We start from the raw sequence: 25265 nt of genomic DNA, 5'->3' as shown, positions 1-25265 counted from the left end.
CTCATCATACTGGCGCCCCTGCTGCGGCGTTGTGGGATTCGAAAGAGGACCTTCATCTGCGCGTACGTTGCGTGTGCTGCGCCGAATCCGAGCATTCCGTATGCGCCGTCAGCGCTGCCGATGCCCCCTCGCGTGCCGCCGCCCGAATCGCGCCGGGCATCGTGCGTACTCTGATCATGAAGGGACTGGCCGAGGAGCTCGCAGAAAACGCTGGCAAGCCCGCCGAGTGGGGCTGGGAGCAGTTCACCAAGGACATCTCCTTGGGGCGCCTCTTCGAATCCGAGGACGTCGCCAAGAGCATCGGATTCCTCGCTGGTCCTGACTCTGACTACATCACCGGCCAGACCATCATCGTCGACGGCGGCATGGTCTTCCACTAAACCGCAGGTCGACTATCCGTGAAATGATCGTTGGAAAACTTAGGTGCGCTGACATGACATGTGCTGTTCGCCAGAGCTTGGTGATGAGGGCGAAAGTAGGGCAGCCGCGTCCGGGGAGGATAGACCTAGCGAAGCGTATGAGACGAGAGGATTAGAGACCGCTCTAGCGCCATAGCCCTGCTCAAATAGTTCCACTGCTTGTTCACGCTGAGCCTGGCTCAACTTGCTGCTGGATGCATAGAAAAACTCCCCACAATCTGGTTTCTGATTTTTCAGTCCGGATTATGGGGAGCAGTTCACTTTGACACCTTTACGGTTAAAGCTGCGGAAAGCCCGCACCGCAGTAGGGGCGCGGGATCTGGAAATTTCATGCATATTTTGTTTGCCGAGGGTGTGCTGCGGCTCTGAAATCTTTAGAGCCATTCAGCGCTGGGTAAGCGCCCGCCCGTGACAAAATATATGATCTTGATAACAACCCAAATTATCCAAGCGAACAGTAGAGGGGATAATCCGGCAAGAATAGAAAATGCAACAAGCAACCACGATTGGCTTTTGTATGCAAGGGCTCCAGCTGCTACACCTATGGGTACGGTAATGATGAAGTACGGCATGGTCCCTTCCGGAAAAATGGAAGGAAAAAGATACGGGAACGCAATCGCAGTTGTTGAGAGTAAAGCTGAGAGAAGTTTACTTAACTTTAGGCTCTTGTTGCTTTTGTGCCTGTTCATTTCTTTCTCCTTCCTGGACCGTTGGGGACCCACTATGCTAATGGATTGCACGGGGCGGAATTGAAATATGTAGCAATAGCAAGGGCCATCGCGTTTTCTCCGATTCCATTGAATTTGCCCCGGTTTTTACGAATTCCTTGAACCAGCTCCCTGTCGCATGAGCAAGCGAAGTATCCTCGCGAACCATAGCATTTATCATGCTTTTGGCAGAGAGAGTCGAGAGTATTGATTGGGGCACCCGGACCACTGTGTCCTGGGCCGCACCAGTTTCCATTAGCTTCCACGGCACTGAATACCAGTGATTGGCGATCCGGATGTGGTAGTTCATTGCGACCTTGGACTTCTTCCACCGCGACCACGACCACCGCCGGTCGGGCAACGGGCGCAGCAGCTGTTGCTCATGGTCTTCAAACAACTGGCGACGAGAGATATCCTGCCCGCGGTAGGGACGGCGATCGTTGATGAAATCGCTTTGGTCCTCGAGTGCTTTATTGAGCATGTCGAAACTGTAGAACTACTGGTCGTCGAGGTATTCTACGCACCATTGCTGGGCAATATCCACGGCCTTTTCAACATTCGCCTTGTACCGCGGTCGGTAGCCTTTCGCCGCAGTAATACCTATCTGATAGAAATCGGCAAATGTGGAATATGAAGTGCCCCGAGTTTTGTTCCTAGGCATTTGCCTTGATCGTTATTATTTCCTGTGGCGGGGTCTGCTTCCAAAAATCGGTTTCCACCTCAACCGGGGTTCGGTATCCCAAGCTTTGGTGGAGCCTTGTCTCGTTCCACCATGACACCCACTCGAACGTCGCGATTTCTACCTCGACAACATCATCCCACCTGCGAGTATGGATTAGCTCGTTCTTGTAGGAGCCGTTTACGTTTTCAGCAAGAGCATTGTCGTAGGAGTCGCCAACCGTCCCAGTGGAAGCGGCAATACCGTGCTGGGCTAGTCGCTCGTTGTAGACCACGCTGACGTACTGGGACCCGTGATCCGAATGGTGAATGAGACCTGTTGTTTCCTCAGCACACACGATCGCTTGGTTGAGAGCTTGCAGCGGCAGTGCTTCAGTCCGCATTGAGTCTGATAACGCCCACCCAACGATCCGGCGGGAGTAAACGTCGGTGACAAACGCGGCGTACACAAAGCCTTTCTTCGTGCGCACATACGTAATGTCGGCCACCCACAGCTTATTTGGACCCTGAGCTTTGAATTCACGCTCGACCAAGTCCGGGCGCAGATCAGGCACGTTAGCTCTTCGGGTTGTGATAGGTGATCTGCCTTTGCCTTTGCCAGAAATACCGGCCAGGCGCATCAACCGAGCGGTTTGTTCACGCCCGATATCAATTCCTTCACGGCGAAGAGCATGCCACATTTTCCGCACCCCGTAAACACCGTAATTTTCAGCGTGAACGTCGCGAATATGCTCTACAAGGGCAGCGTCGCGAAGAGCGCGGGCGCTTAAGCCCCGGGCCTTGGATTGGCGGTACCCACGCGAGCTAAAAAAACCGCCTTCGCGATGCGTGTTTAACGTCTGGCAGATGAACTCGACTGAGAAACGATTCCGATACTCATCAATGAACCGGATCATTTCTTAACGTTTCTCAGTCGAGTTCGGATGCGAAAAAAGCCGAAGCGGCTTTCAACAACTCGTTGGTGTCGCGCAGCTGGTGATTTTCTCGACGTAACCGTGCGTTCTCTGCAGCAAGGTCCTCGGGCATTGATTCCACAACACGTCCCTCGCGTCGAGCGGCCTGCGTCCATTGCCTCGCTGTGTGCCACGAGACGCCCAGCTTTGGTGCCACGATCTTGCATGCTTCCTGCGTCGAAATTCTCTCCGCCAGGATGCGATCCTCCACCAAGCGAACGACGCGGTCCTTCGCATCCTGATCAAATTTTCTTGGCATGTTCCAGATTTTCCCATCTACTCAAACGGAACAAAACCTGGGACACTTCAATCCTTATTTTAAGAGCATTACAGTGCAGAGTGGAACTATCAGGATTGAACTTCGTCGAGTTGAGATAGCAATGGTATTCCGCGAACCGCTGAGGTTAGCGTCATCATGGTGGCAATGAGCGCGATTGTTGAAATGAGTCCGAGTGTTGTTGAAGCCCCCCAGTGCTCAAATCCAAAGCCAGCGAGAAATGCTCCGAATGGCATGAGAAATATTCCAGGAATGGTAGAAGCTGTGGTTACTGCGCCCATTCGGTAGTCAGGGGTAATGGCGGCAGTAAAAGCCCCAATTGCAGTATTAAAAGACGCTAGGGGTAGACCCGCGATAAACAAAGCAATGATGGTGGCGACCGTATTGCTATGTAGTGTGGTAAGCACAATAAGGCTTATTGTGAAGGTAAGTAAAGCTATAGTGCCAAGTTTTCCTAGTGGTACAACCTCTGCTAGCTTGCTGGCCAAAAAAGAACCTACGATGACACCGGATCCAAAAGATGCTGAAATCAAACCGATAATGAATGCAGATTCTCCTGTAGCGCGGTATGAAAAAATCAGCACCAAGATAAAAGCTGACATTGGAATGTTGGCAACGGCTGCCACGAGAGTGATTGCGCGCAGCCCTGTGTGGCTAAATACAAAACGGAACCCATCAGTCGAGGACTTTAGAACAGAAACATTTGTGTCGTGTTCTTCGGGTAGCAGATTTGCTGACGCTGAATTAGGCTTTCGAGGAACGAGAGCGCAGGCGATGGCATGGAATGCTCCCTGGACAAAAAGAGCTAAGTGGGGGTTTAAACCGTAAAGAAGTCCGGCGCTCGGTCCGCCGAAAACTTCCGCAGTGGATTCACGTCCATGCGCGATAGCATTTGCTGTACCTAGATCGCTTGTAGGGACCATCTGCTTGATGAGACTTTGTTCGCTTGGTGCGTCGAATGCAGAGAGCGCGGAAGCGAGAACGATGCATAAAACTATGGGGAGTAACGGAAGATCACTAAAGGAGAGCATGAGAGCAATGCTGATCCAAATGATCGTTTGAGCGAGAGTAACTCGTTTTAGCACTACTGAGGGATGAAACTTATCTGTTAATGCACCGGCAAACAGGCTCAAAAGAATAAGCGAACCTGTTCCAAAAGCTGATACTGATCCTGCCAGTGTGGCGTTTTTGCTTATGTCAAAAATCAATAGTGGAACTATTACTGAAGCCATTGCATAACCAGTTTGGTTGAACGCCATTGTTCCGACTAAGCGGCGATAGCCAGGAATACTCATTAAGGTGGCCATTTCTTAGTCCTTTCATGAAGGCTAATGTTGGCAAGACGAGGGGAAATCAATGGAATATTGATTTGAATAGTCTGCAAGGTTTTGATGTAGAACTTTGCCCATAGATAAGTTGGTTCTTGAGACTAAGAACCTTAAGGCTTCGAGTGAAGCCAATGCACTGGCTATTGACACGATAGGTGCTATCGCAGCGTTAATTCCAACAGGGGTTTCCTCGTAGAGTCCAGAAGTATTATTCTGTTGCAGCCGTTGTTTTTCACTTTCTCGAAGGCATCGGTAGCACCCTGTCGTTCCGGGGACAAAAGTCGCACAAACCGCCATCGGCCCGGCGTAGCTGCAGTCAATCCAGGGCTTTTTGGTGGCTATTGCGGCTTCTGATACCCAATATGCCGATTCGGGTGGGTTGTCGATTGCTCTTATAACTAGATCTACTTCCTTGAAAATGGGAATTAATTCCTCTACTCCTTCAATTTTTCGCTCGATCGTACGTACTGAGCAATCGCTATTTAACTCTCTAATCCTATTTTTGAGTTCATCAGTCTTTAATTTGCCGATAGATTTTTCCGAATAAGCAATTTGTCGATTCAGGTTGGACAACTCGACAGTGTCAAAATCAACGAGAGTTATTTTTCCTATTCCACTTGCGACCATCTGTAACGCGATGCTAGATCCAATGCCTCCGGCCCCTAAAATGCAAATGCTCGACGAGCAGATAATTTCTTGAGGAGCCCATCGATCAAATTTCCCAAATCCGCCTAGCCATGAGTAGAGAGCAGTACTGCGAGAAAAACGAGTCTGTTGTTCTGGGGTTAAGTTGGGTTGAGAAATGGCCTCAATGTGTCCTAGCTGGATTAGCTTCTCCAGCAGAGTATGTGCATTAAAGGGAGAAATTCCCGTTTGCTTAGCGATCTGTTCGGTAGCTTCTTGCTGATTTAGGGTGCCGTTCAAAATTTTATTCAATTTTTGGAGATGGTGGTCTGGATCCTGGACATAGTGGCCGATTCCTGCCGTGTTTGATCCAACAACTGACCTGCCATCCCCTAGAGGCCTAACTTCATGGGCGGTCCGGAATGATATCAAGGACATTGTTCTCCCTAAAGTAAAAAGGGGGCCCGAATGTATTCAGGTCCCCGTGGTTGTCTGATGTTTTATGCCTGTCCAACGCGGTGGGCTTCCATCAGATTCTGGGTGGAAATCACTTCAAAATCGAATGACATTGGCCTCCTCCTTTCATGAGTGAAGTTACAGAAAAGGTAGCAGTGATCCAAAGCATAGTCAATGAAAAATATAATTTAAATCTCTAAGGGGTGAACGTATGACATATTTTATAATGTTTAAAAGGCATCTCATGTGAAGGTTGTCTGGGGTGGTGGTTTGTTGCTGTGACGTCTTTCGAATTTCCAGGGTCACAGCTTTGACTATGGCCAACTTGCCCAATGATTGCGGTGATTGAGTGGTGTTTTGGTGTTAGTGTTATGACGTTAAAATGAAGCGTCCTGGGTTTAGTTCCTACCTCAGCTAAGGAAGGATTGAACTATGCCTAGAAAGTATTCCGTCGAGTTCAAGGAGAAGGCGGTCCATCAGATCATCGAAATGGTCCGCCTGGAGTCTTGCTCACTGCAACGCGCCTATACGGAGGTCGGTGAGCTCCTTGGAGTATCTCACCACACGTTGCGGGCTTGGTACCGTGACAGCGCTTCAGTACGTGATGACTCTGACGCTTCAGGCGGCGAAACAATGGAAGAAGAGCTTGGGGCGTCTGCGTCGTGAAAACCGCGAACTGAAACGAGCAAACGGGATTCTTAAGACTGCTTCGGCTTTTTTCGCAGCGGAACTCGACCGACCCACGACCAAATGATCTCCTACATCGACACGTATAAAGATCAGTTTGGGGTCGAGGCCATCTGCCGAGTCCTTAAACAAGCAGATCGTGGATTCATTACTTCACGCGGCTACCGCAAGGCGACCACTCGTGTTCCCAGCGCAAGGGCCTTAAGCGATAGCCTGCTTATCCCAGAGATACAGCGTGTGCATGAGCAGAATTTCTCGGTCTACGGCATCCGCAAAATGTGGTACGCGATGAACCGTGAAGGCTTTCATATTGGTCGCGATAAGACTGCACGACTGATGAAACTCGCAGGTGTTTCCGGCCGCCGACGTGGGCGAACCCCAGTGACAACGATTAGCCCGAAGGCACCGGATCATCGCCTGGACCTTGTGTGCCGAAACTTCCGTGCGCAGGCACCAGGCAGGTTGTGGGTTGCCGACATTACCTACGTTCGCACCCTGTCAGGATTCGCCTATACCGCGTTTGTCGTGGATGTATTCAGCCGAAAAATTGTTGGTGTTGCTACACGCTCGACGATGTGTACCGATGCGCTGCCCATGGAGGCTTTGGAGCATGCGTTAACGACTGCAGGGCGAATCCATGGAAACCAGTTAATTCACCATAGTGATCGGGGCAGCCAGTATGTGTCACTGAAGTATTCCGCTGCGCTAGCGGAATCCGGAATCCGTCCGAGTGTGGGAACAGTCGGCGATTCTTATGACAATGCTCTAGCCGAAACAGTCAATGGTCTCTACAAGGCTGAACTGATTCATGCCTGGGGCCCGTGGACGTCGGTCGGAGAAGTCGAATTGGCCACCTTGCGGTGGGTGCATTGGTGGAACACCAAGCGGCTTCATGAAGCTTTGGACTACGCTACCCCACAGGAAGTAGAAACCGAGTACTATCTCACCCAGCCCATCAACACAGGGCCGTAAAAGAAACGGAACAAAACCCAGGACGCTTCAACCCGCCTTGGAGGGACTCGCCCTGCACGTCGTCGATGCCGCCGGCGACCACGACGTCGGTTTTACCCAGCGCAATCTTGCTGCATAACCCAGATAAAGATCCAGCCCACTCTCGACTAGGTCGAGGCGGGCTGAACGATTAAATGAAGCTTATCACGGCGCACGACACCCGCCAGACGGACGAACAAATGAGCAGGCAGCGAATGCGGTTGAATGGACGGTGTCAGGTTTTCGTGGCTGGGTGAATTTTCTTGCATCATCAATCGCATGTAGAAATCGCGTACATCGTGTAGGCTCATACGCAGCACTAACAGCCCGAAAGAAGAACAAGAAAGCGCAAAGGAGGCGAACCGCGACGATGACCTATAACAATCAGCCGCTCGGACGCTTCTTTAAGCAACTCTTCTAACAGGCTGACTTGACCATTTCCCGGGAAAGCGGCCCTGCTTATCCCGGACGTTGGTGCCAGCCGCGCGACCCGCGCGCAAACCTATAAGTCAGCCGCCAAAGCAGGCCCTTTCTCACGAACTGCGTTACGCAAACGCAGAGAAAGGCTCTTTTATGCGCCTGCACAACTTCGCCTCCATTGTTGAAAACAAGACGGTGGCGCAGGCACAACTCGTCGCTGACCTGCCCTTCGTCTACCCACACGTGGCGCTCATGCCTGATGCCCACTTTGGCAAGGGCTCCTCGGTCGGCACCGTCTTCGGCACGCTGCGTGCCGTCATCCCGGCGGCCGTCGGCGTGGACATCGGTTGCGGCATGATTGCCGTGCGGACCCACCTCACACGCGCGGATATCCAGGACTTCGCTCTCGAGGACCTGCGCACCGCGGTCGAAGACTCCATTCCACTCTCGCCCGGAAACTACAACGGCTGGATCATGGACCCGCGCACTGAGGCCCGCACGCGCGAGCTCGCGCAGCTGGCCCAGGACACCGGCGTGGATCTCAGCCATTCGAAGCACTGGCGTCAGCAGCTGGGCAGCTTGGGCGGCGGCAACCACTTCATCGAGCTCTGCCTCGACGAAGAAGACCGCGTCTGGCTGTTCCTGCACTCCGGCTCGCGCGGCGTGGGTAACAAGATTGCGCAGAAGCACATCAAGGCCGCGCAGCGCCACTGCGAGAAGCACTGGATCCAGCTCGCGGACAAGGACCTGGCCTACCTCGTCGAGGGTACGGAAGAGTTCGACTTCTACATTGCGGATCTCCACTGGGCACAGCACTTTGCGCTGCTCAATCGCGATGAGATGATGGACCGCTTCCTCGACTGCGTCGCCACCTGGGCCGGCGCGGATCGCGAGAACCTCGAGCTCGAGCGCATCAACTGCCACCACAACTACACCCAGCGCGAGAACCACTACGGTAAGAACGTGTGGCTCACGCGCAAGGGCGCCATCAAGGCGGATGAGGGCGACCGCGGTCTCATCCCCGGCTCGATGGGCACCGCCAGCTACGTCGTGGAAGGCAAGGGCTACGCGCCGGGACTCAAGTCCGCGCCGCACGGCGCAGGTCGCGTTATGTCTCGCACCCAGGCCAAGGCCCGCTTCACCGAGACGGACCTTGCCGCACGCATGGAAGGCATCGTCTACCGTCCCGGCGCCGAGTTCGTCGATGAGATTCCGGACGCCTACAAGGACATCGACCGCGTGATGGCCGATGCCGCCCAGCTCGTCGAGGTCAAGCACACCCTGCGCCAGATACTCAACGTTAAAGGCACCTAACCTGCGCCATGATGGGGCCGGCACTTTTAGTGACGGTCCCTTGTGAGCTTTCCGACGCCCCCTCCTCCTGCAGCGTCGCACCAGCACGACGCTTTGCCTTATGTTAGGAAACGAAGTGCGTGACCACTATTGGTTACTGCTTATTTATCGCGAAGGGCTGGAACCGCTCGGCCGGTCGGAGGTGAAAGCCGAGTATTAAACTGCGTCGAGGCGAGTTGGCGTTCAGCATCGTCGACCAACATGAAAACATCGTCAGCGAAGTAACCGAGAAGCCCGCCCGCACCGATGACTTTCTTACGCAGAATGCCAGCGTCGGTGAGTGAATCGAGAGCATCTCGGGCCGTGCTTGTCGATGAAATCCCCAGCTCGGACTTCACGATGGACACCGTGACCAAAGGCATGGCAGGAAGCTTCTTGAGCAGTTGGAACTCCGTCGAATTCGATTTCAATGCGCGCTTGCTTCCTTGCGCAGTGCGGTGGTGATTGACCTTGTCCATCCATTCTGCTTCTAAGGCGGCGACGCTATCCGCAAGTTCAGCTGCTTTGGTGGTGGCGACTTGTGCTGCCTCGACGAAGAAAGAGATCCATGCCAGCACGTCACCCTCGCGGAATTTCGTGAGTCCGTCGACGTAACGGTCACCGAGCGTTGCTAGAACCATACTGATGGGGAGAACTGCAGCATCGGTGAGCCCTCTGCGCTGCAAAAGCGCGTGAATCATAGCTCGCCCCACGCGTCCATTCCCATCCGGGAATGGGTGGATGGTCTCGAACTGTGCATGAACGAGTGCTGCTTGAACGAGCGCGGCGTGGTCTGCCCCGTTGAAGTATTCAATGAGATCGTCGAGGAGTCCTGGGACTTGTACAGGAGGCGGGGGGACAAAAGCCGCATCGATGGGGTGATAGTCAGACCCACCAATCCAGTTTTGAGTAGTACGTACTCCTTGCAAAGGCTTTTCTGCAACGAGCGCTGTCTGCATTGCAACAATGTCATCCAGGACCAGCTCGTCTTTGTAAGCCAAGTCTGCATTGATGGTGTCGAGGATGGCGACATTGCGGGCGACAGCTGTTGCGGATTCTTTGAACCCCCGAATTTCGGCATCTGATTCACGCGCGAGGATCGCCATGGCCACTTTGTCGGAGTTGGGAGCGATTCCTTCGATCCGGGAGGAGGCGACGGCCTCAGATCGGAGCAGGAGTCGCGCAACTTCTTCAAGGGAGTGGGTATTGTCTCTCATCCCGAGATTGTGAATCTCCCGCTCGATGCGAACGATACGTCGCGAGAGCTCGGACGGCAGCTTCAACGACATGCCTGCGAGGGGATCGGGAACGAAAGCATAATACTTCCCGCCTTGCTTGGCGCGTCGAGAAAGACCGCTGCCATCAGCGGGGATCCATTCCAATTCGACTGTCTCTGCCACAGCTGACTCCTCTCATGCGCTTGGGGCATTGGGGATAAGGCTTATCCCGGTAGATCGATATCTTAGTTTACCGGGATAGCCGTTATCCCGGTGGACTGCGAGCGCAATGGGCCAGATAACTCTTATCGTGAGTCACTGCTTTGCAGACGAGGCGGAAGCCGGATATAGCCTCGAAGTCTGGCGAAAACGGGGACGACCGATTGCTAAAGAATATTCTTCTTTGCGGTCGGCACGAGACTTGGAACAGGAGGGCTCCGAGAAGCCGAAGCGCTGCTGATGTGAAAGGCAGTGGAATTTGAGGCCGGAGAGAGGAAACCGGCATTTACGCCAAGTAAGCCTTGTTGTGCTTATCCAAGGTTTGTCTGTGGTGGACCTTGATCGTGGTCTTGCCCAGTTGAGCTGCAAATATCCTGACTTTCACAACAAATTCGGTGTTTTCTGAGCCCTAGCGCTGTGGCCTGGGTTTATGTTGTGCTGGAAGGGCGTTTTCGCGGACTAAGGCCGTGGTAGACTTCTTCTGTGGCCTACATCAAATACGCGCGGACCGCCTCAGGGGGCGTAAGTGTTCAGGTCGTGCGTTATAGGGCCGGCAGGATCGAGGTCCTCAAACACTTTGGTACCGCCCACAATGACTTGTCGTTGGATCATCTTGTCGACCAGGCCGAAGATTTCCTTGGTACAAATGCCCAGCTAACGTTGGATATCGGTGTTGAACCACCGGCACGGTCTCGGACCTGACCCCTGTTTGGTGGACACCTGATATCCAGCCCGGTTGGGTTGGGAAGAAAGGTAATCTACCACCATGCCTAGGTACTCCGAACAGTTCAAACGTGATGCTGTGGCCCTCTACGAAAACAATGAGGACCTCTCACTCCACGCGGCTTCAACAGAGCTTGGAGTCAATCGTTCCTCGCTTTTCTCCTGGCTTCAGCAGTACGGCACCGGCAAACGTGCCCGCACGAAGACCATGCGCGACAAGGCCCAGGCGACGACTGATTCTGAGCGAATCCGCCAGCTAGAAAAAGAAGTCTCTAAACTACGCGAAGAACGAGATATTCTGCGCAAGGCTGCCAAATATTTTGCCGAAGAGACACGCTGGTGATCCGCTTCCAGTTTGTCTATGACCACCGAACCGAGTACTCGGTCAAGCGGATGTGCCACGTGTTAAAGCTCAATCGCTCCTCGTTCTACAAATGGGTCAACACCCGCGAAATGAAGTGTCCCAGGTTTTGTTCCGTTTGAGTAGATGGGAAAATCTGGAACATGCCAAGAAAATTTGATCAGGATGCGAAGGACCGCGTCGTTCGCTTGGTGGAGGATCGCATCCTGGCGGAGAACATGTCGATGCAGGCTGCGTGCCAGGCAGTGGCTCCGAAGCTGGGCGTGTCATGGCATACTGCTCGGCAGTGGACACAAGCTGCTCGCCGCGACGGTCGTATTGCCGAGCCGTTGCCCGAAGACCTCGTGGCAGAGGTAGCCAAGCTTCGGCGTGAGAATCAAGAACTTCGCGACACCAACGAGCTGTTAAAGGCCGCGTCGGCTTTTTTCGCATCGGAACTCGACCCAAAACGTCGGAAATGATCCAGTTCATCGATAAACACCGGAATCATTTCACCGTCGAGTTCATCTGCACGACGTTAAACACACACCGTGTTGGCGGCTTCCTTACCTTTCGTGGGTACCGCCAATCTAAGGCTCGAGGATTAAGTGTCCGTAGCCTTCGCGACGCCGCCCTAGTAGAGCGCATTACCGAAGTTCATAAACAAAACTACGGTGTCTACGGGATTCGCAAAATGTGGCACGCGCTGCGCCGTGAAGGAATCGACATTGGACGTGAACAGACCGCGCGTTTGATGCGCCTTGCAGGGGTTTCTGGCAAAGGTAAAGGCCGGTCTCCCGTGACGACATATAAGCCCAAGGGACCCGACACTCGCCCCGACTTGGTGGGTCGTGAGTTTCAAGCCTGTGGGCCTAATCGGCTATGGGTGGCAGACATTACCTATGTGCGCACCAGAAAAGGGTTTGTGTACGCCGCCTTCGTGACTGATGTGTTCTCCCGGAGGATCGTCGGCTGGGCGTTGTCTGACTCGATGCGCACCGAAGCGTTGCCGTTGCAAGCGCTCAATCAAGCCATTGTGTGCGCCAAGAAGACCACCGGTCTAGTTCACCACTCGGATCACGGCTCGCAATATGTGAGCATTATCTACAATGAGCGTCTTGCTGAGCATGGAATTATCGCGTCGACCGGTACTGTTGGTGACTCTTATGACAATGCACTGGCTGAAAACGTCAACGGTTCCTACAAAAACGAGCTGATTCATACCAGGTTGTGGACCGACGTGGTTGATGTTGAGATTGCCACGTTTGAATGGGTGAATTGGTGGAACGAGTCAAGGCTCCACCAGAGCCTGGGCTACCGCACGCCGGCTGAAGTAGAAGCCGATTTTTGGGAACACCACCCCAGTCGAGAAATAATGGAAAACAAGGCACAAGCCTAGGAACAAAACCCGGGGCACTTCAGAGATGATAAACAAAGATGCCGCGGACTGGATGAGAACGGTAGACCGGACGCGCGACATGGGTATTAAAAAACCAATATCCCCGTTGGATACCGTTGTTGTCCCCTCTGCACAGGCAAAGCTTGATGACGGTCCGCTTAACGCGTACATATGCCAGCCTGGACGCTTTTTTCAAGAAGTAAGTCACATGGCTTTCTATGAGGGGCGAGAAATTGGGGTTGATGTGCCATGTATCAAGGCCCGTTATGACAATGTCCTTTGGAATGAGGCAGAAGCGGATCGCCTTAAGCTAAGTGAGAAAAAGGAAGACAAAAAATTGGGCAAGGTGATGGCTTCTGGTCTCAAAAATGGATGGGCACCGGGTAAGTACCAAGTATTTATCCTGTCTCGGGCTGGTGATCCCGATCATGTAACCCTCGAGAAACCCCTCCAGAATGACCGCGCGGGAAAAGGGTCTGCCTTTGTAAATAGGCAAAGGTACACCAGTATTCACCAGTTGCGTCACGCTGAAAACGTTTGGGATCTCTAAGCACATCCGTTTGTATTTCTAGGGCACACCCAAGCGCCACCATCTGCACCGTTCGCCATGGATTGCCCCAGCCTTTTGCGGTAGTTTTTACTGCTTCTACAGAAAGCAAGCACGCTTTGAGCTCGTTCGAGTTACTGGAGCTTGAACTCTACGATGTCGACTTTGTCATCGGCAGCTAATCCGGGATAGGGGACGCAACCGCCCCACCGAAATCTCTTCGAATTATGGTGGGCCTTATAGATAGATAAAAGCACCGCTTTTCTGGTGCAGTAAGAGTCCCTAGGTGTCGTGGTGAGTACCTAGGGACTCTTTCCTATTTTCTGGGTCTCCCTCAACCAGGGGGAGGATAGCCTTGGGCTATGACAAAATCAGGAATAAGCCCGAAATTTGGAATCTATATACGATCATTGATGTTTTAAAAATGACTCGAGCTTGATAGCGAGGACATTGCAGAAGAGCTCTTTCGTGTTTCTTTATGAGTATCTGGGACATGGGGCTCAACGGGCGGATGAGCTACAGGAGGAGCATACTTAAGACCGTTTTCTGCTTTAACTTTTTCTTGAGGGGAAAGTCCCACGTTAGAATGGATGGTTTCATGCACCCAGTGGGCCCTCGGAGGGAGGTTTGTATGCCACATGGGCCTATCTTTTCCATCGATGCATTCTGGGTTAAATCCGCCGGCAGTGTGTACTGCGTAGAGAGTGTTGTTTTTGTAGATAGGTGCTCCCGAATCTCCACCACAGGAGCGTGAAAGCGTTGACGATTTCCCTTTGAGCAGATCGGTATACGTAACGTTTCCAAAGTTCAAGGAGTCTACTTTTTCGGAAATGACTGTTGCCGCCGAAGAAGCATAGTCATGGGGTTGACCATAACCAGTAAGTACGGCGTGATCCCCGATCTTCAACGGCTCTGTGGCCACGGTAAAGGAATCGGCATTGATTCCGTCACCGACTTTAATAAGCGCAACATCTTCAGTAGAAGACTTGGTATAGATAGCAGCGATACCTGCTACTTCACCATCTGATTGGCGGAGAAAACCATCCATAAAAGGTGAATTAGACACACAGTGATGCGCGGTCAACCAGAAATTGTCCCCTACATAGCTTGCCGTGCAATCACGCCGAACACGTTGTTGCTGTGAGTCATCCAAACTTGGAGTTACCGACCACAAAGCCGCAATACGATTATCATTCACCGGCACAGTACTGCTTGCCTGCAATGAAGCGAAGTCATTATCTGCAGCGACAGCCACCGAAGAGCAAGCCCCTAGCGCAGTAAATGCGCAGGCTAGAGAACAAAGACCGAGTTTAACTATTTTCATCGGTACCCCACGAGATTAGAAAGGAGAATTTTTTCACTTAACCAGCGTAGCCTGCCACCAGGCTATAAGCTGACCTAGTAGAACAACTCCTTGTTTCACTCTCATCTAAGGACCGCCATGAAAGCTCTCTCACGCAAACTCCTTGCTTTCGTCTCAGCAAGCTTATTAATCAGTGCCACTCCCGGTATTGCAGTCGCGCAATCGTCACTTCTGGGATCATCGATTCGCGATGAACAACAATCAAAAATTCAAGCATCTGAAACGCCGTCTGCCGACAACGATTTTTACCCCTCTGATCACCGTGATACGACTTCGCCGCAAGTAGTCGATGGTCCATTTGCTCAGTGGGGAATCCCCACCCCTCCAGGGGCAGAAGGATATGAAGTCAACCAAGCCACAAATGACGAGCTCAACCCACAAGGGCTGAAAGAATGGCATCCAACTACTAATCCCAACAGTGAAGTTATTCCTGGTCAAATGCGCTCCGACAGAGAAGAAATTCCTGCCGGTATCGACAAGAACGAAGCCGACAAGGCAGAAATACGAGAAGCACAACTTACCAACCCCGATACCCCAACGCTGAATGCCCGGCCAGGGTGTAAAGTGTACTGGCCTTCCACCTTTGAAGTATGCGGTTTAATTAAAGAAAAATACGATAAGGTAGGCGGCCCAACCAGCTTCCTTCTTCTGCCAAAGTCTAATGAGCTCACCAATCCAGACGGAATAGGAAAGCGTTCTGAGTTTGTCAATGGATATATCTACTGGCACCCCAAAACCGGAGCACATACAGTTAGTCTCCCAGCAGCAAAAGTCTGGAAACGCCATGGCTGGGAAAAGGGCTTCCTTGGGTACCCCACTACCAGCGATATGGCTTTAGGAAACCAGTGGTTTAAACAAGACTTCCAAGGCGGTCACGTCTATACCCATAACTCTCCAATTCGCCCTTCGCAGGCCAGCATCCAAGGTGCCATCTACGACAAATGGCAATCCATGGGCGCCCAAAACAGTAAACTCGGCTACCCGATTAGCGACGAACTCACCACCCCAGACGGCGTCGGACGCTACAACGTCTTCGAACACGGAATGATCTACTGGACACCAAAAACAGGAGCGCATTCTGTTTATGAGCCGATCTTGTCTAAGTGGGCTAAAGCTGGATACGAAAGAAGTAGCTATGGATATCCTGTAGCGCAGCAGGAAAACGATGGAGAGTGGCATGTACGTCAGCGCTTTGAGCGAGGCGAAATAGCATCCTTTAATGAGACCATCGCTAGTTTGGCGAAAAACTTTGGGCTAGATGACCAAGAGACGCAAGCAATGTTTGATGTGCTAATGAAAGACTTTGCAGATCACGGGATCGATAGTAAAACAGGATTCGGAAACCTTTTAACGCATTCTCTTAAGTCACTTGAATTTAATCGATCCAATCTGCTTGCAGCGCTAATTGACACTCCTGCCCTGCAATCGAACAGTGACAATGAAGCTGCAGGTTGCAACTATGTTCCACCTGGAAATTCGGATACTCTCGCCGGAGACGTGTTCTACTCTGTGGCTACTACTTATACTTATAACCATGGACATAATGGCATTTTCGTCAAGGAAGGTGCCACTGCGGAAGAAATTGAGACGGTAGAGGCTGTTAATCCTGAAAAAGGCGTTCAGAGGCTCTTGGGGAGTACCCGAGAAGGCGTATGCGCTCCGCGACTCTTGCGCGTTAATACTGATGATGACACTCGATCGGCTGCCGTAGCCTTTGCCGAAAAACAGGCTCGGGAAGGAAAAGGCTACAATAAAAAGTTTTTCGCAACTCGTATTGGGCCGCTAGAGCAAGATACGTACAATTGCTCACAACTGATATGGGCTGCATATAAGAAAGCTTCTGGTGGCGGTCTTGATATCGGTGAAGAATTCCCCTATGAGCCTTATCAGCCAGCTGTTATGCCTTTTGACATCCTGAAGTCTCACAATACCTACGAATACTAATTAGAAAGCATAATGCTCATAACACTACTTCGAAAACTCGTAGCGTTTTGTGCTCTAGGCGTCTGTGCACTTGTCGTTTCTTCGTGTGCGCAAGAGCGTTCACAGACATCGAAGTCTTTTGCTACCTGGGAATGGGGCGGGATCGCTAGAGCTGTCTCTGCGACTCCTTCCGCAAGCAATCACAATCATGTTTTTGGAACGAGCACTGACGAGGTAGGCTCTCTCGCTGAACTTGCATCGGTGTATAACCCTTCGATGGAAAGACTTGGTGAAGGGTATGTGGCTCCAGATAAGGATCAATTGGTTGTCTTCGATTCAGATTTTCGCAAGCAATCTGAGAAACCACTCGAAGGTTTAGGCCTACCAACCCAAACAACTTCTGCTGGTTCTGTGGACAATAAAACAGCAGTATTTGTTTTTAATGAAAGCACGAGTGATAGTCCGTATGCGAGCCGCATAGTGCTCGCAACTAAGGAATCTACAAGCACGGTAACTCGCGATAGGAGACCAGTCGCGTTAAGGGCTTGTACTGATGAAAAAGCTGTCTGGATAGAACGTGATGAAGATGACGGAAGCGGTTTAACGCTTGTGCGTATGGGAGTCGACGGGTTGTTGTCTGAATCTCGCCTTGATACGCCTGCCGGAACAGTCGCATCCGAATACTTCTCTGCTCTTGGGTGTGGGAAAGAAAAATCATATATTTCATTGCCTGACGATATTGGCGGTGCGGATGTTGTCTCGGTTGGCAGCCCGAATGAAAAACCAATTTTGAAGCATGAAGGAAGGATCGAAGGGCTGCCGATACCAGGCGTAAATAGGTCATCTCGCTACGAAGAAGGAAGCGTGTCGTACTTTACAAGTCGAGGAACGATTGTGGCAGTTGATCTCGAGCATCAGGAAGTTAAAGAAACTGAACCGCTAATCGGCGCAGATCGCCGTCCTGTATCTGCAACGATCGACGGCGGAAATGTACATATCGTGACTCAGCCGATTGACGGTGCTGAGGAGCTTCGCGTACATTCTTTTTCATTCAAAGACCCAGTTGCGGATAAGGATGGCACGCATATCGCGAAGCTTAGCCAGCTTATGCAAGATCGTACTGTACATGGCGCATACACAATTCCGATGTCTATTTACCCTTTCGATAAACGGACGGAATAACGTCTAGAAGACCTTTATTCTTCGGCTGGGCCTGACCCCCGGAAAGTAGACACGTCGGGGGTTAGGCCCATCTGTGTTTGAGTCTTTGGTAGATGACCTTGGGACTTACTCGCATACGGGGAGTAAATTGAACTCGGATGCTTTAGGTAGTGTGCGCAGGACTGAACTTGTCGCTATCAAACAGGAGATAACCGAGCACAGAGCGCATAGCGCCATGCTTGCCTGAAAACCAATTGCGGCGAGAAATGTACCCGCGCTGGCGGAAGCGATGATTGGTAGCAATCCCATCATCAGACGCGCTCCTGCCGAGCATTTTCCTATTTTTTCGGGAGGTGCTGATAACGCAAGTAGTCCTCCGGAGTATGAGTTGCACGCAATGGATGGAACTACGATGAAAAATGCTGCGACTGCGATGAGTGCCCAATACTGGGAAAATACGAGAAGCAACAGATACCACAGTAGTTCCCAAAGCATAGTTGCTCGGATGATGTTTCTTCCTGGCAATTGCTTGATGAGGCGGTCTTGAAGAAGTCCTCCAACAATCATTCCAATGGTAAACATGGTTGAGGTGAGGCCGATTATCCAACCATCAACTTTGAGGTATGCCAGCCATAGGTCAATGGACGCGATGAGGAAAAAGTTGGCGAAGTTGGAGAAGATATCGATGCTGAAAATTGTTCGAAGCATCGGATATTTCCAAATCCAAGTCAAAGAATATTTGCTATCGGACCAGAACTCTTTAAACGAATACCGTTGCTCGCTGTTTGACTTACCCAGGTCCATACTGAAAGTTCTTGAAGCATAAAGCGGACCCAACCCAGACAAAGTTTGTACAACAAAGGGAATAACCGGGGCTAGACCGTAGAGAAAGCCTCCTAAAGGTAGTCCGACCATCCAGATAATGTTGTCGCGAGTTTGGTTACGGCCTTGCGCTTGGACAAGCAAATTCTCGGGAATGATGAATCTCAAAATGGCGTTGGTTAGACCTCCGAACGCGCCTGTAATCATTCCTGAAAACAGGCTAAAGAAGAACAAAAGTATGAAAGTGAATTTGCTCAAGTAAAGTAGCAGCGAGAAGGTTGACCAAATAGCAATTTGGCTCAGCCCGTAGAAGAGAAGTAACTTCTTTTTGTTGAAACGATCAATGATCATGCCGGCCGGGATCGTCATGATCATCGAGCCGGCCGAACTTGCGGCTCCAATCACTCCCGCTTGACTTAGGCTTCCAGTGACGTGGTAGCTCGCAAGTGAAATAGGGATGGCCACGAGGGATGCCCCCAAGGCGCTTGCTGTATCGGCGAAGAACCAACGTAGATAGTCAGGATGATTCTTGCGTACGATGGTCCAAAATTTTTGATCAGAAGTCTTATGATCCTGCATCATGTCTCTCAATGTTTGACAACCGCGACTGAAAGCTCATGCACGCAGCATGAACCCAGCATCGGATTTCCGAAATGGGCAATTCTCACGGGTCAAATTCTTGACCCGCCGCAACTTGCGGTGTGTCAAATGGGATTTATTGATGCAGTAATGTGAACATGATGTGCTCCAGGTACTATGCCATTAATCTCGGATCAGTGCCTCTAGACTTCTCCGCAATAAGCATACTAATTCTCTTGGGGTAGGCGCTTGCTCTTTAAGAACTGGATGGAGACCATAATAGGTGGTCCCTCGTTCATCACTAATGATTTCGAAATCTATGGCTTTAATCTCTAGTTTGTTGTTGATGAGAATGTTCGAGGGAGATACGTCTATCCACCGTACGTCTGAGTTTGCGATGGTTTTGATAAGGGACTCTACCCTTGAACAGATGATGTCGAGGCATTCTGTGCTTAGATTCTTAGCGAATTCTTGAAGAGGCACAAACCCGGCAGGTGATTCTAATAGGAGATATATTGACTCGTTAGACGTTCCTTCCCAGAAGAGCTGCGGTGTTACGTGAAGCGGTCTTAGTTGCTTATATGACTTTATTTCGCTTCGCCCTATGTCCCAAGCATCGTGTCCTAAGTGTGACTTGGATGCGTATTTTCTAAATTCCTTTAGAATTACTGGTCGAAAGGTTGCTGGGGACTTCACCCGAACCCCCTTGGCGATCCCTTCGTAAACAGCACCTTTGGAGCTCTGGCGAAGGCACCGAGTGATAATTAGGTCTATCCCTGCCTTTTTGAGTTCGAGGAAAGGATTTCCGACGGCGGATAAGCCTCCAATCGGATCAAAGACGGGAAGCGGTACACCACTGCAGATTTCGCGGGCTTGGGGTTCATTCCTCGCCTCCCATCTATAGCTAAGAATGCCGCTGTTGGGGATACGGAGATCTGTTGGGGGACAAGGGCCGCTGAATTCGGCAAGCATAGCTTGAAGAAATTGCGCTTCGCTACTGAGTCTCTCGGGTGTGGCGACGTAAACTGTTGCCGCCTTCCCGATTTGAGTGACACCATAGTTGCCGCTATTTAGTCGTTCACAAAAACTTTGAGTATTGCAGACTTTGAAATCAACCCTTCTTTTTGAGTATTCCTCCACTAGAAGGGTCTTTCCGGCTTGAAATTGGTGCTCTGTTAGGTTCACATGTATTTTGTACCCACAGACAGGGTCTGCTTCTGGGGCGAAATAGTGTTGTTCCCAGGCATCGCTATTCTTATCGGAAATTTTCAGTGTTTGCATCGTCTCGCGTCCTAAACCTCATAACTTTTCCAGCTTTTGGTTTGCTTTTAGCACGGAGTAACAATTGTGAAACGTGGTGGCCAGGGTTCCTGGATTGCGAAAACCAAGTGCATTGAAAGTCATTGCCCATTTAGAGACGGGTGGGCGGAACTCATTTCTGTATGCAAGTGCTATGAATTCATAAAATTCAGCCCAAAATACAGAATCAAGTTCCGCGCCTGATAAGCCGTGACCTGAAATTTTCTCCCAGTGTTTCCGCATAGGAAGGGGTATGTCCTCATTCCTAATAGGGTTCGACTGGTTGAAATAGTCTAGGGAGTTCAGGTCTGGCATGGCATCTACTTGCTGCAATAGAATTGATTGCTCGTGTGTCGACCAGAGAATGCCACTTCCATCTCCTCGGACCCCCATCCCATTGCTAGAAGTGCCTTTCCATCACGCCGAAGTACGGCGTTTGAAAATTCTTCAGAGACACCGGCTTCTCCTAGTGTGGCAGCGGGGTCGTCGTAGAACTGGGAAACGAGTGACATGTCTCCCTTCATGCGTTCAATAAACTTAATGTCCATAACGGCAGGCATGGTAGATCCTTTCGAAAGCTGTAAGGTGTGCCGTACGTCTCTATTTGCGACGTACGTCACATACTAGGGGTGACTGTGTCTGCTGTCAATAGTTTTGCATGAAAGTTTGCTCTGTAAATTTGATTACACCCTATTGTTACGCCGGTGTGTGGCAGAATGTTTCCTGTAAAATAGGGCCGTTCCAAGTATTGTTTTACACGTGTCTAGTGGGGTCTAGGCCTTATGTTTACAGAAAGTGGTGAGTGTGGTGTTATCGTCTGACGGTTTCCATATTGAAAGTCATATTGACTCTGTGCCCGCGTTGGCGCGGGTGAAAAATCTGCATGGTGGGTTGTCGTCGGGGCAGCAGGCGTTGAGCAGGATTGTACAATCCTTGCTTGCTGACGCTGATGGTCTCGACGGCATTCAGCTATACGCTCTCTCGAATGCAATCGAGTCGTATCGTGATGCGGTCATAGAACAAGAGAATGCCGCCTTTAACCCTTCGCGGAGCGAAGACTAATGGGCAATGACTCCGGTTCGCACGGGCAGCGGGTGGGCTATATCCGCGTCTCGACAGTGGAGCGGAATAATCAGCGCCAGAAAGAACTACTCAACGCTTCCGGCAGGATTGACCGGTTCTTTGAAGATAAGATTTCCGGCCGCACTAAGACTGCGCGTCCTGGGCTTGTCGAGTGTATGGCGTATGTGCGCGACGGTGACGAGTTAGTTGTCTCGTCGATTGACCGTCTCGCCCGTTCGCTTACAGATCTGCGCGGCATTGTTGATGAACTCACCGGCAAGGGTGTGACTGTTACTTTCCTGCATGAGAACCTCGCGTTTGCGAAAGACACGTCCGATCCGCGTGCGGATTTAATGCTGGGTATCCTCGGCAGCTTTGCGGAGTTTGAGCGGGCCATTATTCGTGAGCGCCAGGCGGAGGGGATTGCGTTGGCGAAAAAGGCCGGCAAGTACAAAGGCCGCAAGCCCGCTCTTACCCCGGGCCAGGTAGCGGAGATTAAGCGGCGCGTTTCGGCAGGGGAGTCGAAAGCAGCCTTGGCACGGGAATTCGGAGTCACCCGCCCTACGGTGTACCGGGCGTTGAAGAACGCATAGATGCGGCGATGGGGGCGGGTGAATATACACCCCACGGCGCTTGCCACATGGCAGGACATTTACGGTTCCAGGCACGCCTACAGGTAGCCTTACGCACATTTCCCCTCGTGGGCGGCTTTTACAAGGGCTGGCGAAGGCACGCCCCCAGGTCTCGCTAGCGTGTGGTTTTACCTGCACTTTCTCCGCCTGGGCAACGTTCACCGAATAAAGAGAAAGGGCGCCCCCACCTTGAAGAATCGGAGCTGTCGACGCCGACGATAATCGGAGCTGGACCGGTGAGAAATGTCAAGTCAGGTTCCTTCCTAAAAGGTCATGTGGTGGGCGGACGAGGTATCAGCTTGGGCGGAGACTGCAGGATGTGGTTCCCTATCAGAGGTGGACGAGTTCGATGCCTGCAAGTGCGATGCCTGTGACGAGAATGGTTGAGGCTGCGGCCAGGATGAAGGGTCGGGCTCCGACCCGGATGAGGTTGCGGATCTTCACCCCACATCCCAGTCCAAACATTGCGGCGGACAACAAAGCCGTTTGCGCGAGGCTTCCTGCGTGGATGAGGCCCTCGGGCAGGTCCAGTGTGGAACGGAGCACGATCATGACCAGGAAGCCAATGATGAACAGTGGGACGATCGCAGGACGCTTTTCATCGGGTTTGACGTTTCCTGACCGGCGTTGGCGAATGCTCAAAATCGCGACGATCGGGGCGAGCAGCAGGACGCGGGCGAGTTTGACGATGACGGCGACAGCCAGCGCCCCGCCGCCGATTATTTCTCCGGCGGCGACAACCTGAGCGATCTCGTGGATGGAGCCACCGGCCCACATGCCGTTGAGTTCAGGCTCCATGCCCAGCAGCTGGCCGAGCAAGGGAATCGCCGGAATCATGAGTGTGCCGAAGATGACCACCAAGGCCACGGCGGTGACCACGTCCTCTTCGTCTGAGTCGGTGGACCCTTCGACTCCGGCCACAGCGGCGGCGCCGCAAATAGAGAAACCACATGCTATGAGCAGAACCTGGGCGGAACGCATCTTCATCAGCCGCCCGATCAGGATGGTTCCGAAAATGCCTCCGGCCACGATGCACACGATGACCACGAGCATGGGCGCACCGAGGGAGACAATGTCTGAGAGCACCAGTTGCAGGCCCAGGAAGACGATTCCCAATCGGAGCAGCTTCTTGGAAGCCAGCGTCAGTCCCGGTGCCGTGGACTCGGGTAGGCGAACCACGTTGGTCAGGGCGATGCCGAGCACGATCGCGACGATCAGTGGGCTGACACCGGGAAGGAAGACGTTAACGGTCATCGCGATTGCCACAGCGACCGCACACAAAAGCAACCCGGGGGAATATTTTTTCAGTGCGTAGGAGCCGCGGCGGGTTGTTATGGGATCTGTCTGTTGTATTTGCGTTGACATACTTCCATACTTCACTGATCCCCGTCAGCCCGCTAGACGGCAATTTCGCATCAAGGTATATGCTTTTGATATGAGCGAAGCTTGGCCGAACCTTCAAGTACTGGAACTCTTCGTTGCCGTGGTGGACGAAGGCAGCGTGGGGGCAGGCGCACGGAAAGTGGGGATGGCGCAGCCCAACGCAAGCCGAGCCATCGCGGAGCTGGAGGCGGGGATGAAAACGGCTTTGCTTGAGCGCAGCCCCCGCGGTTCGGAACCGACGGCACTGGGGTTGTTGCTGGCTGTTCAAGCCCGTGAACTACTTGATGCCGGGCAACGCTTCAACGATTGGTCACGGTCCAGCCGCAGCAACGAAACGTTGGAACTTCGTGTGGGGGCCAGCATGACCATCGCAGAAACCCTGCTACCGGTCTGGCTGACAGAGTTGAAACGTCGATTGCCGCCGGTCCGCATTGAGGTGCAGGTGCTGAATTCGGCGCAGGTTCTCCAAGAAGTGCAAAGGGGCATTCTTCAACTGGGTTTCGTTGAGACCCCGAACGTTCCCATGCGGTTGAATGCCCGGGTCGTCCAAGAGGATGAGTTGCTGGTAGTTGTCGCTCCCAACCATGAATGGGCGAACCGTACGAGCAGGATCGGTTTGCAAGAGCTGGCGGAAACCCCCTTGGTTGTCAGGGAGCCTGGCTCAGGTACCCGCGAGGCGTTGCAAGAGGTGTTGGCTGGGGTCGTCACTGTCGAGCCGATGCAGGTGCTTGCCAGCAACGCCGCGGTGCGCGTTGCTGTTGCTTCCGGGGCGGGTCCTGCTGTCCTGAGCGAACTCGCCCTTCGTAGCCAGCTCGAGAGCGGGGACCTGTTGCGCGTTCCCTTTGAGGGTCAAGGGATCAGCCGCCCCCTGACGGCCGTCTGGTCAGGACCTCGACGATTGACAGGAGTCGCGGCCGAACTGGTCGCTGTGGCCGCTGCCAAACCGTAGCCGGTGGCAGCAAGTCCCGTCTTCGAAGAAGTCATCAGCATCCGTACAAGATGCTCCCCCTGTAGTCCCGAGCCCCAAGCAGTGCCCGTGCCTTGGGCGGTCTGACATGCCAACCCTTCCGGCTCAACATCGTCGGCCTCTTACCCGCAAGCCATGAATTAAATACGGGGTAGAGAGTTGTAAATAACCCGGACCGGCTGAGAATTCGGCAAGGCAGCACCTTCTTGAATCCGCATGGTTCCTCGGCCATGTGCTTTACTCTCGTCTGAGCACGAGTTTGCCGCGTTAACTCGCACCTTTCCGCATGTCGTAGAGGAAAAGGATTACCAATCGATGGAGGTTAAGGCAGCTGTATAAGGAATTCACTTTTCCCTGCAGCGACTTTCGACCTTTTAAACCGCTCGGCGACAAAACCTGTTTGAGACACTTCCTGCTCGGCAAGTATCAAAGGCATCTTCTCCCACATTTGCGCGATAGCCTCACGCGTGTGGTCCACCTCTACAATCAAAACATGATGTGATGGAATTCGCATCATCCCGAGCTCGCCCTGGTTCTCTTGTTCAAGGGACAGCTCGCTACATAGCAGGCAAACGCGGTAGCGCAGTAGTTCCTCATCAACTGTAAGCGGATCGTCAAGGGCAAGACCGTAAATCGTGAAGTCGTCATCTTCAAAGGGGCCTGACCCCCGGAAAGTAGACACGTCGGGGGTTAGCTATGCTGCTTGGGTCAGTGTAGCTGATGTGAGTGCTTCGAAGTCATTGGGGGCTAGAAGGTTG

The 25265-nt window shown here is 52.2% G+C and carries 19 protein-coding genes and 3 pseudogenes; 10 read left to right on the top strand and 12 right to left on the bottom strand.

Annotated features, from left to right (window positions below; translation table 11 throughout):
- The first annotated feature begins 71 nt into the window (after positions 1 to 71).
- Complete coding sequence (locus CHU71_RS11865) at positions 72 to 380, top strand: SDR family oxidoreductase (RefSeq protein ID WP_147761257.1); 309 nt, start codon at positions 72 to 74, stop codon at positions 378 to 380.
- Positions 381 to 793: 413 nt separating this feature from the next.
- Here the strand turns inward: CHU71_RS11865 and CHU71_RS11860 are convergent, their stop codons facing one another.
- The 5 genes and pseudogenes from CHU71_RS11860 to CHU71_RS11830 all read right to left on the bottom strand — a co-directional run bounded on the left by CHU71_RS11860 (position 794) and on the right by CHU71_RS11830 (position 5298).
- Positions 794 to 1108 (bottom strand): hypothetical protein, encoded by a 315-nt coding sequence (locus tag CHU71_RS11860; protein WP_147761177.1) that lies wholly within the window; start codon positions 1106 to 1108, stop codon positions 794 to 796.
- A gap of 37 nt (positions 1109 to 1145) precedes the next feature.
- The gene (locus tag CHU71_RS12905) at positions 1146 to 1607 is read right to left on the bottom strand and encodes a hypothetical protein (RefSeq protein ID WP_166683710.1); all 462 of its coding nucleotides are present in this window, start codon (positions 1605 to 1607) and stop codon (positions 1146 to 1148) included.
- A gap of 172 nt (positions 1608 to 1779) precedes the next feature.
- Positions 1780 to 3016: pseudogene (locus tag CHU71_RS11845) on the bottom strand (IS3 family transposase).
- Positions 3017 to 3105: 89 nt separating this feature from the next.
- Positions 3106 to 4341: an MFS transporter gene (locus CHU71_RS11835; protein ID WP_049166652.1), complete on the bottom strand. Its 1236-nt coding sequence runs from the start codon at positions 4339 to 4341 to the stop codon at positions 3106 to 3108.
- Between the two features lie 21 nt (positions 4342 to 4362).
- A complete protein-coding gene (locus tag CHU71_RS11830) occupies positions 4363 to 5298 on the bottom strand; it encodes a ThiF family adenylyltransferase (protein ID WP_161798068.1) in 936 nt (311 codons plus the stop codon).
- 576 nt (positions 5299 to 5874) lie between these two features.
- Here CHU71_RS11830 and CHU71_RS11825 point away from each other — a divergent pair.
- Positions 5875 to 7101: pseudogene (locus tag CHU71_RS11825) on the top strand (IS3 family transposase).
- A gap of 591 nt (positions 7102 to 7692) precedes the next feature.
- Positions 7693 to 8853, top strand: a complete 1161-nt coding sequence (locus CHU71_RS11820) for an RtcB family protein (RefSeq protein ID WP_147761175.1) — start codon at positions 7693 to 7695, stop codon at positions 8851 to 8853.
- 140 nt (positions 8854 to 8993) lie between these two features.
- Here the strand turns inward: CHU71_RS11820 and CHU71_RS12900 are convergent, their stop codons facing one another.
- Entirely contained in the window at positions 8994 to 10271 is a 1278-nt protein-coding gene (locus CHU71_RS12900) for a Fic family protein (RefSeq protein ID WP_187272089.1), read from the bottom strand.
- Positions 10272 to 11073: 802 nt separating this feature from the next.
- On the opposite strand from CHU71_RS12900, the pseudogene CHU71_RS11790 reads away from it, so the two are divergent.
- The 3 genes and pseudogenes from CHU71_RS11790 to CHU71_RS13110 form a co-directional block, all read left to right on the top strand.
- Positions 11074 to 11468 (top strand): annotated as a pseudogene (locus tag CHU71_RS11790) (transposase); the annotation flags it as partial.
- Positions 11469 to 11534: 66 nt separating this feature from the next.
- A protein-coding gene (locus tag CHU71_RS11785; protein ID WP_147761173.1) for an IS3 family transposase occupies positions 11535 to 12769 on the top strand; the annotation gives its coding sequence in 2 pieces (ribosomal slippage) (positions 11535 to 11823 and positions 11823 to 12769; 1236 coding nt in all).
- Between the two features lie 208 nt (positions 12770 to 12977).
- Entirely contained in the window at positions 12978 to 13319 is a 342-nt protein-coding gene (locus CHU71_RS13110; protein ID WP_239298785.1) for a hypothetical protein, read from the top strand.
- 415 nt (positions 13320 to 13734) lie between these two features.
- Here the strand turns inward: CHU71_RS13110 and CHU71_RS11775 are convergent, their stop codons facing one another.
- On the bottom strand, positions 13735 to 14571 hold the full coding sequence (locus CHU71_RS11775) for a serine protease (RefSeq protein ID WP_187272088.1): 837 nt from the start codon (positions 14569 to 14571) through the stop codon (positions 13735 to 13737).
- Between the two features lie 186 nt (positions 14572 to 14757).
- Here CHU71_RS11775 and CHU71_RS11770 point away from each other — a divergent pair, with 186 nt between their 5' ends.
- Positions 14758 to 16623, top strand: coding sequence for a hypothetical protein (locus CHU71_RS11770; protein ID WP_147761171.1), 1866 nt, complete (start codon positions 14758 to 14760; stop codon positions 16621 to 16623).
- A gap of 240 nt (positions 16624 to 16863) precedes the next feature.
- Positions 16864 to 17784 carry a hypothetical protein gene (locus CHU71_RS11765; protein WP_222709854.1) on the top strand — a complete coding sequence of 307 codons (921 nt, stop codon included), beginning with the start codon at positions 16864 to 16866 and terminating at the stop codon, positions 17782 to 17784.
- A gap of 105 nt (positions 17785 to 17889) precedes the next feature.
- On the opposite strand, the gene CHU71_RS11760 is transcribed toward CHU71_RS11765, so the two are convergent.
- The 3 genes from CHU71_RS11760 to CHU71_RS11750 form a co-directional block, all read right to left on the bottom strand.
- Complete coding sequence (locus CHU71_RS11760; RefSeq protein WP_147761169.1) at positions 17890 to 19167, bottom strand: MFS transporter; 1278 nt, start codon at positions 19165 to 19167, stop codon at positions 17890 to 17892.
- A gap of 180 nt (positions 19168 to 19347) precedes the next feature.
- The gene (locus CHU71_RS11755; RefSeq protein ID WP_147761168.1) at positions 19348 to 20445 is read right to left on the bottom strand and encodes a serine/threonine-protein kinase; all 1098 of its coding nucleotides are present in this window, start codon (positions 20443 to 20445) and stop codon (positions 19348 to 19350) included.
- 338 nt (positions 20446 to 20783) lie between these two features.
- Positions 20784 to 21023: a hypothetical protein gene (locus CHU71_RS11750; protein ID WP_049062757.1), complete on the bottom strand. Its 240-nt coding sequence runs from the start codon at positions 21021 to 21023 to the stop codon at positions 20784 to 20786.
- Positions 21024 to 21524: 501 nt separating this feature from the next.
- Between CHU71_RS11750 and CHU71_RS11740 the strand changes: the two genes are divergently transcribed.
- Positions 21525 to 22118 carry a recombinase family protein gene (locus CHU71_RS11740; protein WP_147761167.1) on the top strand — a complete coding sequence of 198 codons (594 nt, stop codon included), beginning with the start codon at positions 21525 to 21527 and terminating at the stop codon, positions 22116 to 22118.
- Between the two features lie 369 nt (positions 22119 to 22487).
- On the opposite strand, the gene CHU71_RS11735 is transcribed toward CHU71_RS11740, so the two are convergent.
- Positions 22488 to 23522: a YeiH family protein gene (locus CHU71_RS11735; RefSeq protein ID WP_086892163.1), complete on the bottom strand. Its 1035-nt coding sequence runs from the start codon at positions 23520 to 23522 to the stop codon at positions 22488 to 22490.
- Between the two features lie 70 nt (positions 23523 to 23592).
- On the opposite strand from CHU71_RS11735, the gene CHU71_RS11730 reads away from it, so the two are divergent.
- Complete coding sequence (locus tag CHU71_RS11730; protein WP_086892162.1) at positions 23593 to 24489, top strand: LysR family transcriptional regulator; 897 nt, start codon at positions 23593 to 23595, stop codon at positions 24487 to 24489.
- 340 nt (positions 24490 to 24829) lie between these two features.
- On the opposite strand, the gene CHU71_RS12895 is transcribed toward CHU71_RS11730, so the two are convergent.
- Positions 24830 to 25189 carry a hypothetical protein gene (locus CHU71_RS12895; RefSeq protein ID WP_187272087.1) on the bottom strand — a complete coding sequence of 120 codons (360 nt, stop codon included), beginning with the start codon at positions 25187 to 25189 and terminating at the stop codon, positions 24830 to 24832.
- Between the last annotated feature and the right edge of the window lie 76 nt (positions 25190 to 25265).

It is taken from the genome of Corynebacterium sp. LK14, assembly GCF_008042215.1.
In the GTDB taxonomy this organism is placed as follows: Bacteria; Actinomycetota; Actinomycetes; order Mycobacteriales; family Mycobacteriaceae; genus Corynebacterium; species Corynebacterium striatum.
This window is presented reverse-complemented; position numbering and strand designations above follow the sequence as displayed.

What these genes read in the sequence shown, in the direction of transcription:
- CHU71_RS11860 (WP_147761177.1), bottom strand. Translation starts at nt 1,108, where the DNA reads ATGAACAGGCACAAAAGCAACAAGAGCCTAAAGTTAAGTAAACTTCTC.
- CHU71_RS12905 (WP_166683710.1), bottom strand. Translation starts at nt 1,607, where the DNA reads ATGCTCAATAAAGCACTCGAGGACCAAAGCGATTTCATCAACGATCGC.
- CHU71_RS11835 (WP_049166652.1), bottom strand. Translation starts at nt 4,341, where the DNA reads ATGGCCACCTTAATGAGTATTCCTGGCTATCGCCGCTTAGTCGGAACA.
- CHU71_RS11820 (WP_147761175.1), top strand. Translation starts at nt 7,693, where the DNA reads ATGCGCCTGCACAACTTCGCCTCCATTGTTGAAAACAAGACGGTGGCG.
- CHU71_RS13110 (WP_239298785.1), top strand. Translation starts at nt 12,978, where the DNA reads ATGGCTTTCTATGAGGGGCGAGAAATTGGGGTTGATGTGCCATGTATC.
- CHU71_RS11770 (WP_147761171.1), top strand. Translation starts at nt 14,758, where the DNA reads ATGAAAGCTCTCTCACGCAAACTCCTTGCTTTCGTCTCAGCAAGCTTA.
- CHU71_RS11760 (WP_147761169.1), bottom strand. Translation starts at nt 19,167, where the DNA reads ATGATGCAGGATCATAAGACTTCTGATCAAAAATTTTGGACCATCGTA.
- CHU71_RS11755 (WP_147761168.1), bottom strand. Translation starts at nt 20,445, where the DNA reads ATGCAAACACTGAAAATTTCCGATAAGAATAGCGATGCCTGGGAACAA.
- CHU71_RS11750 (WP_049062757.1), bottom strand. Translation starts at nt 21,023, where the DNA reads ATGCCTGCCGTTATGGACATTAAGTTTATTGAACGCATGAAGGGAGAC.
- CHU71_RS11740 (WP_147761167.1), top strand. Translation starts at nt 21,525, where the DNA reads ATGGGCAATGACTCCGGTTCGCACGGGCAGCGGGTGGGCTATATCCGC.
- CHU71_RS11735 (WP_086892163.1), bottom strand. Translation starts at nt 23,522, where the DNA reads ATGTCAACGCAAATACAACAGACAGATCCCATAACAACCCGCCGCGGC.
- CHU71_RS11730 (WP_086892162.1), top strand. Translation starts at nt 23,593, where the DNA reads ATGAGCGAAGCTTGGCCGAACCTTCAAGTACTGGAACTCTTCGTTGCC.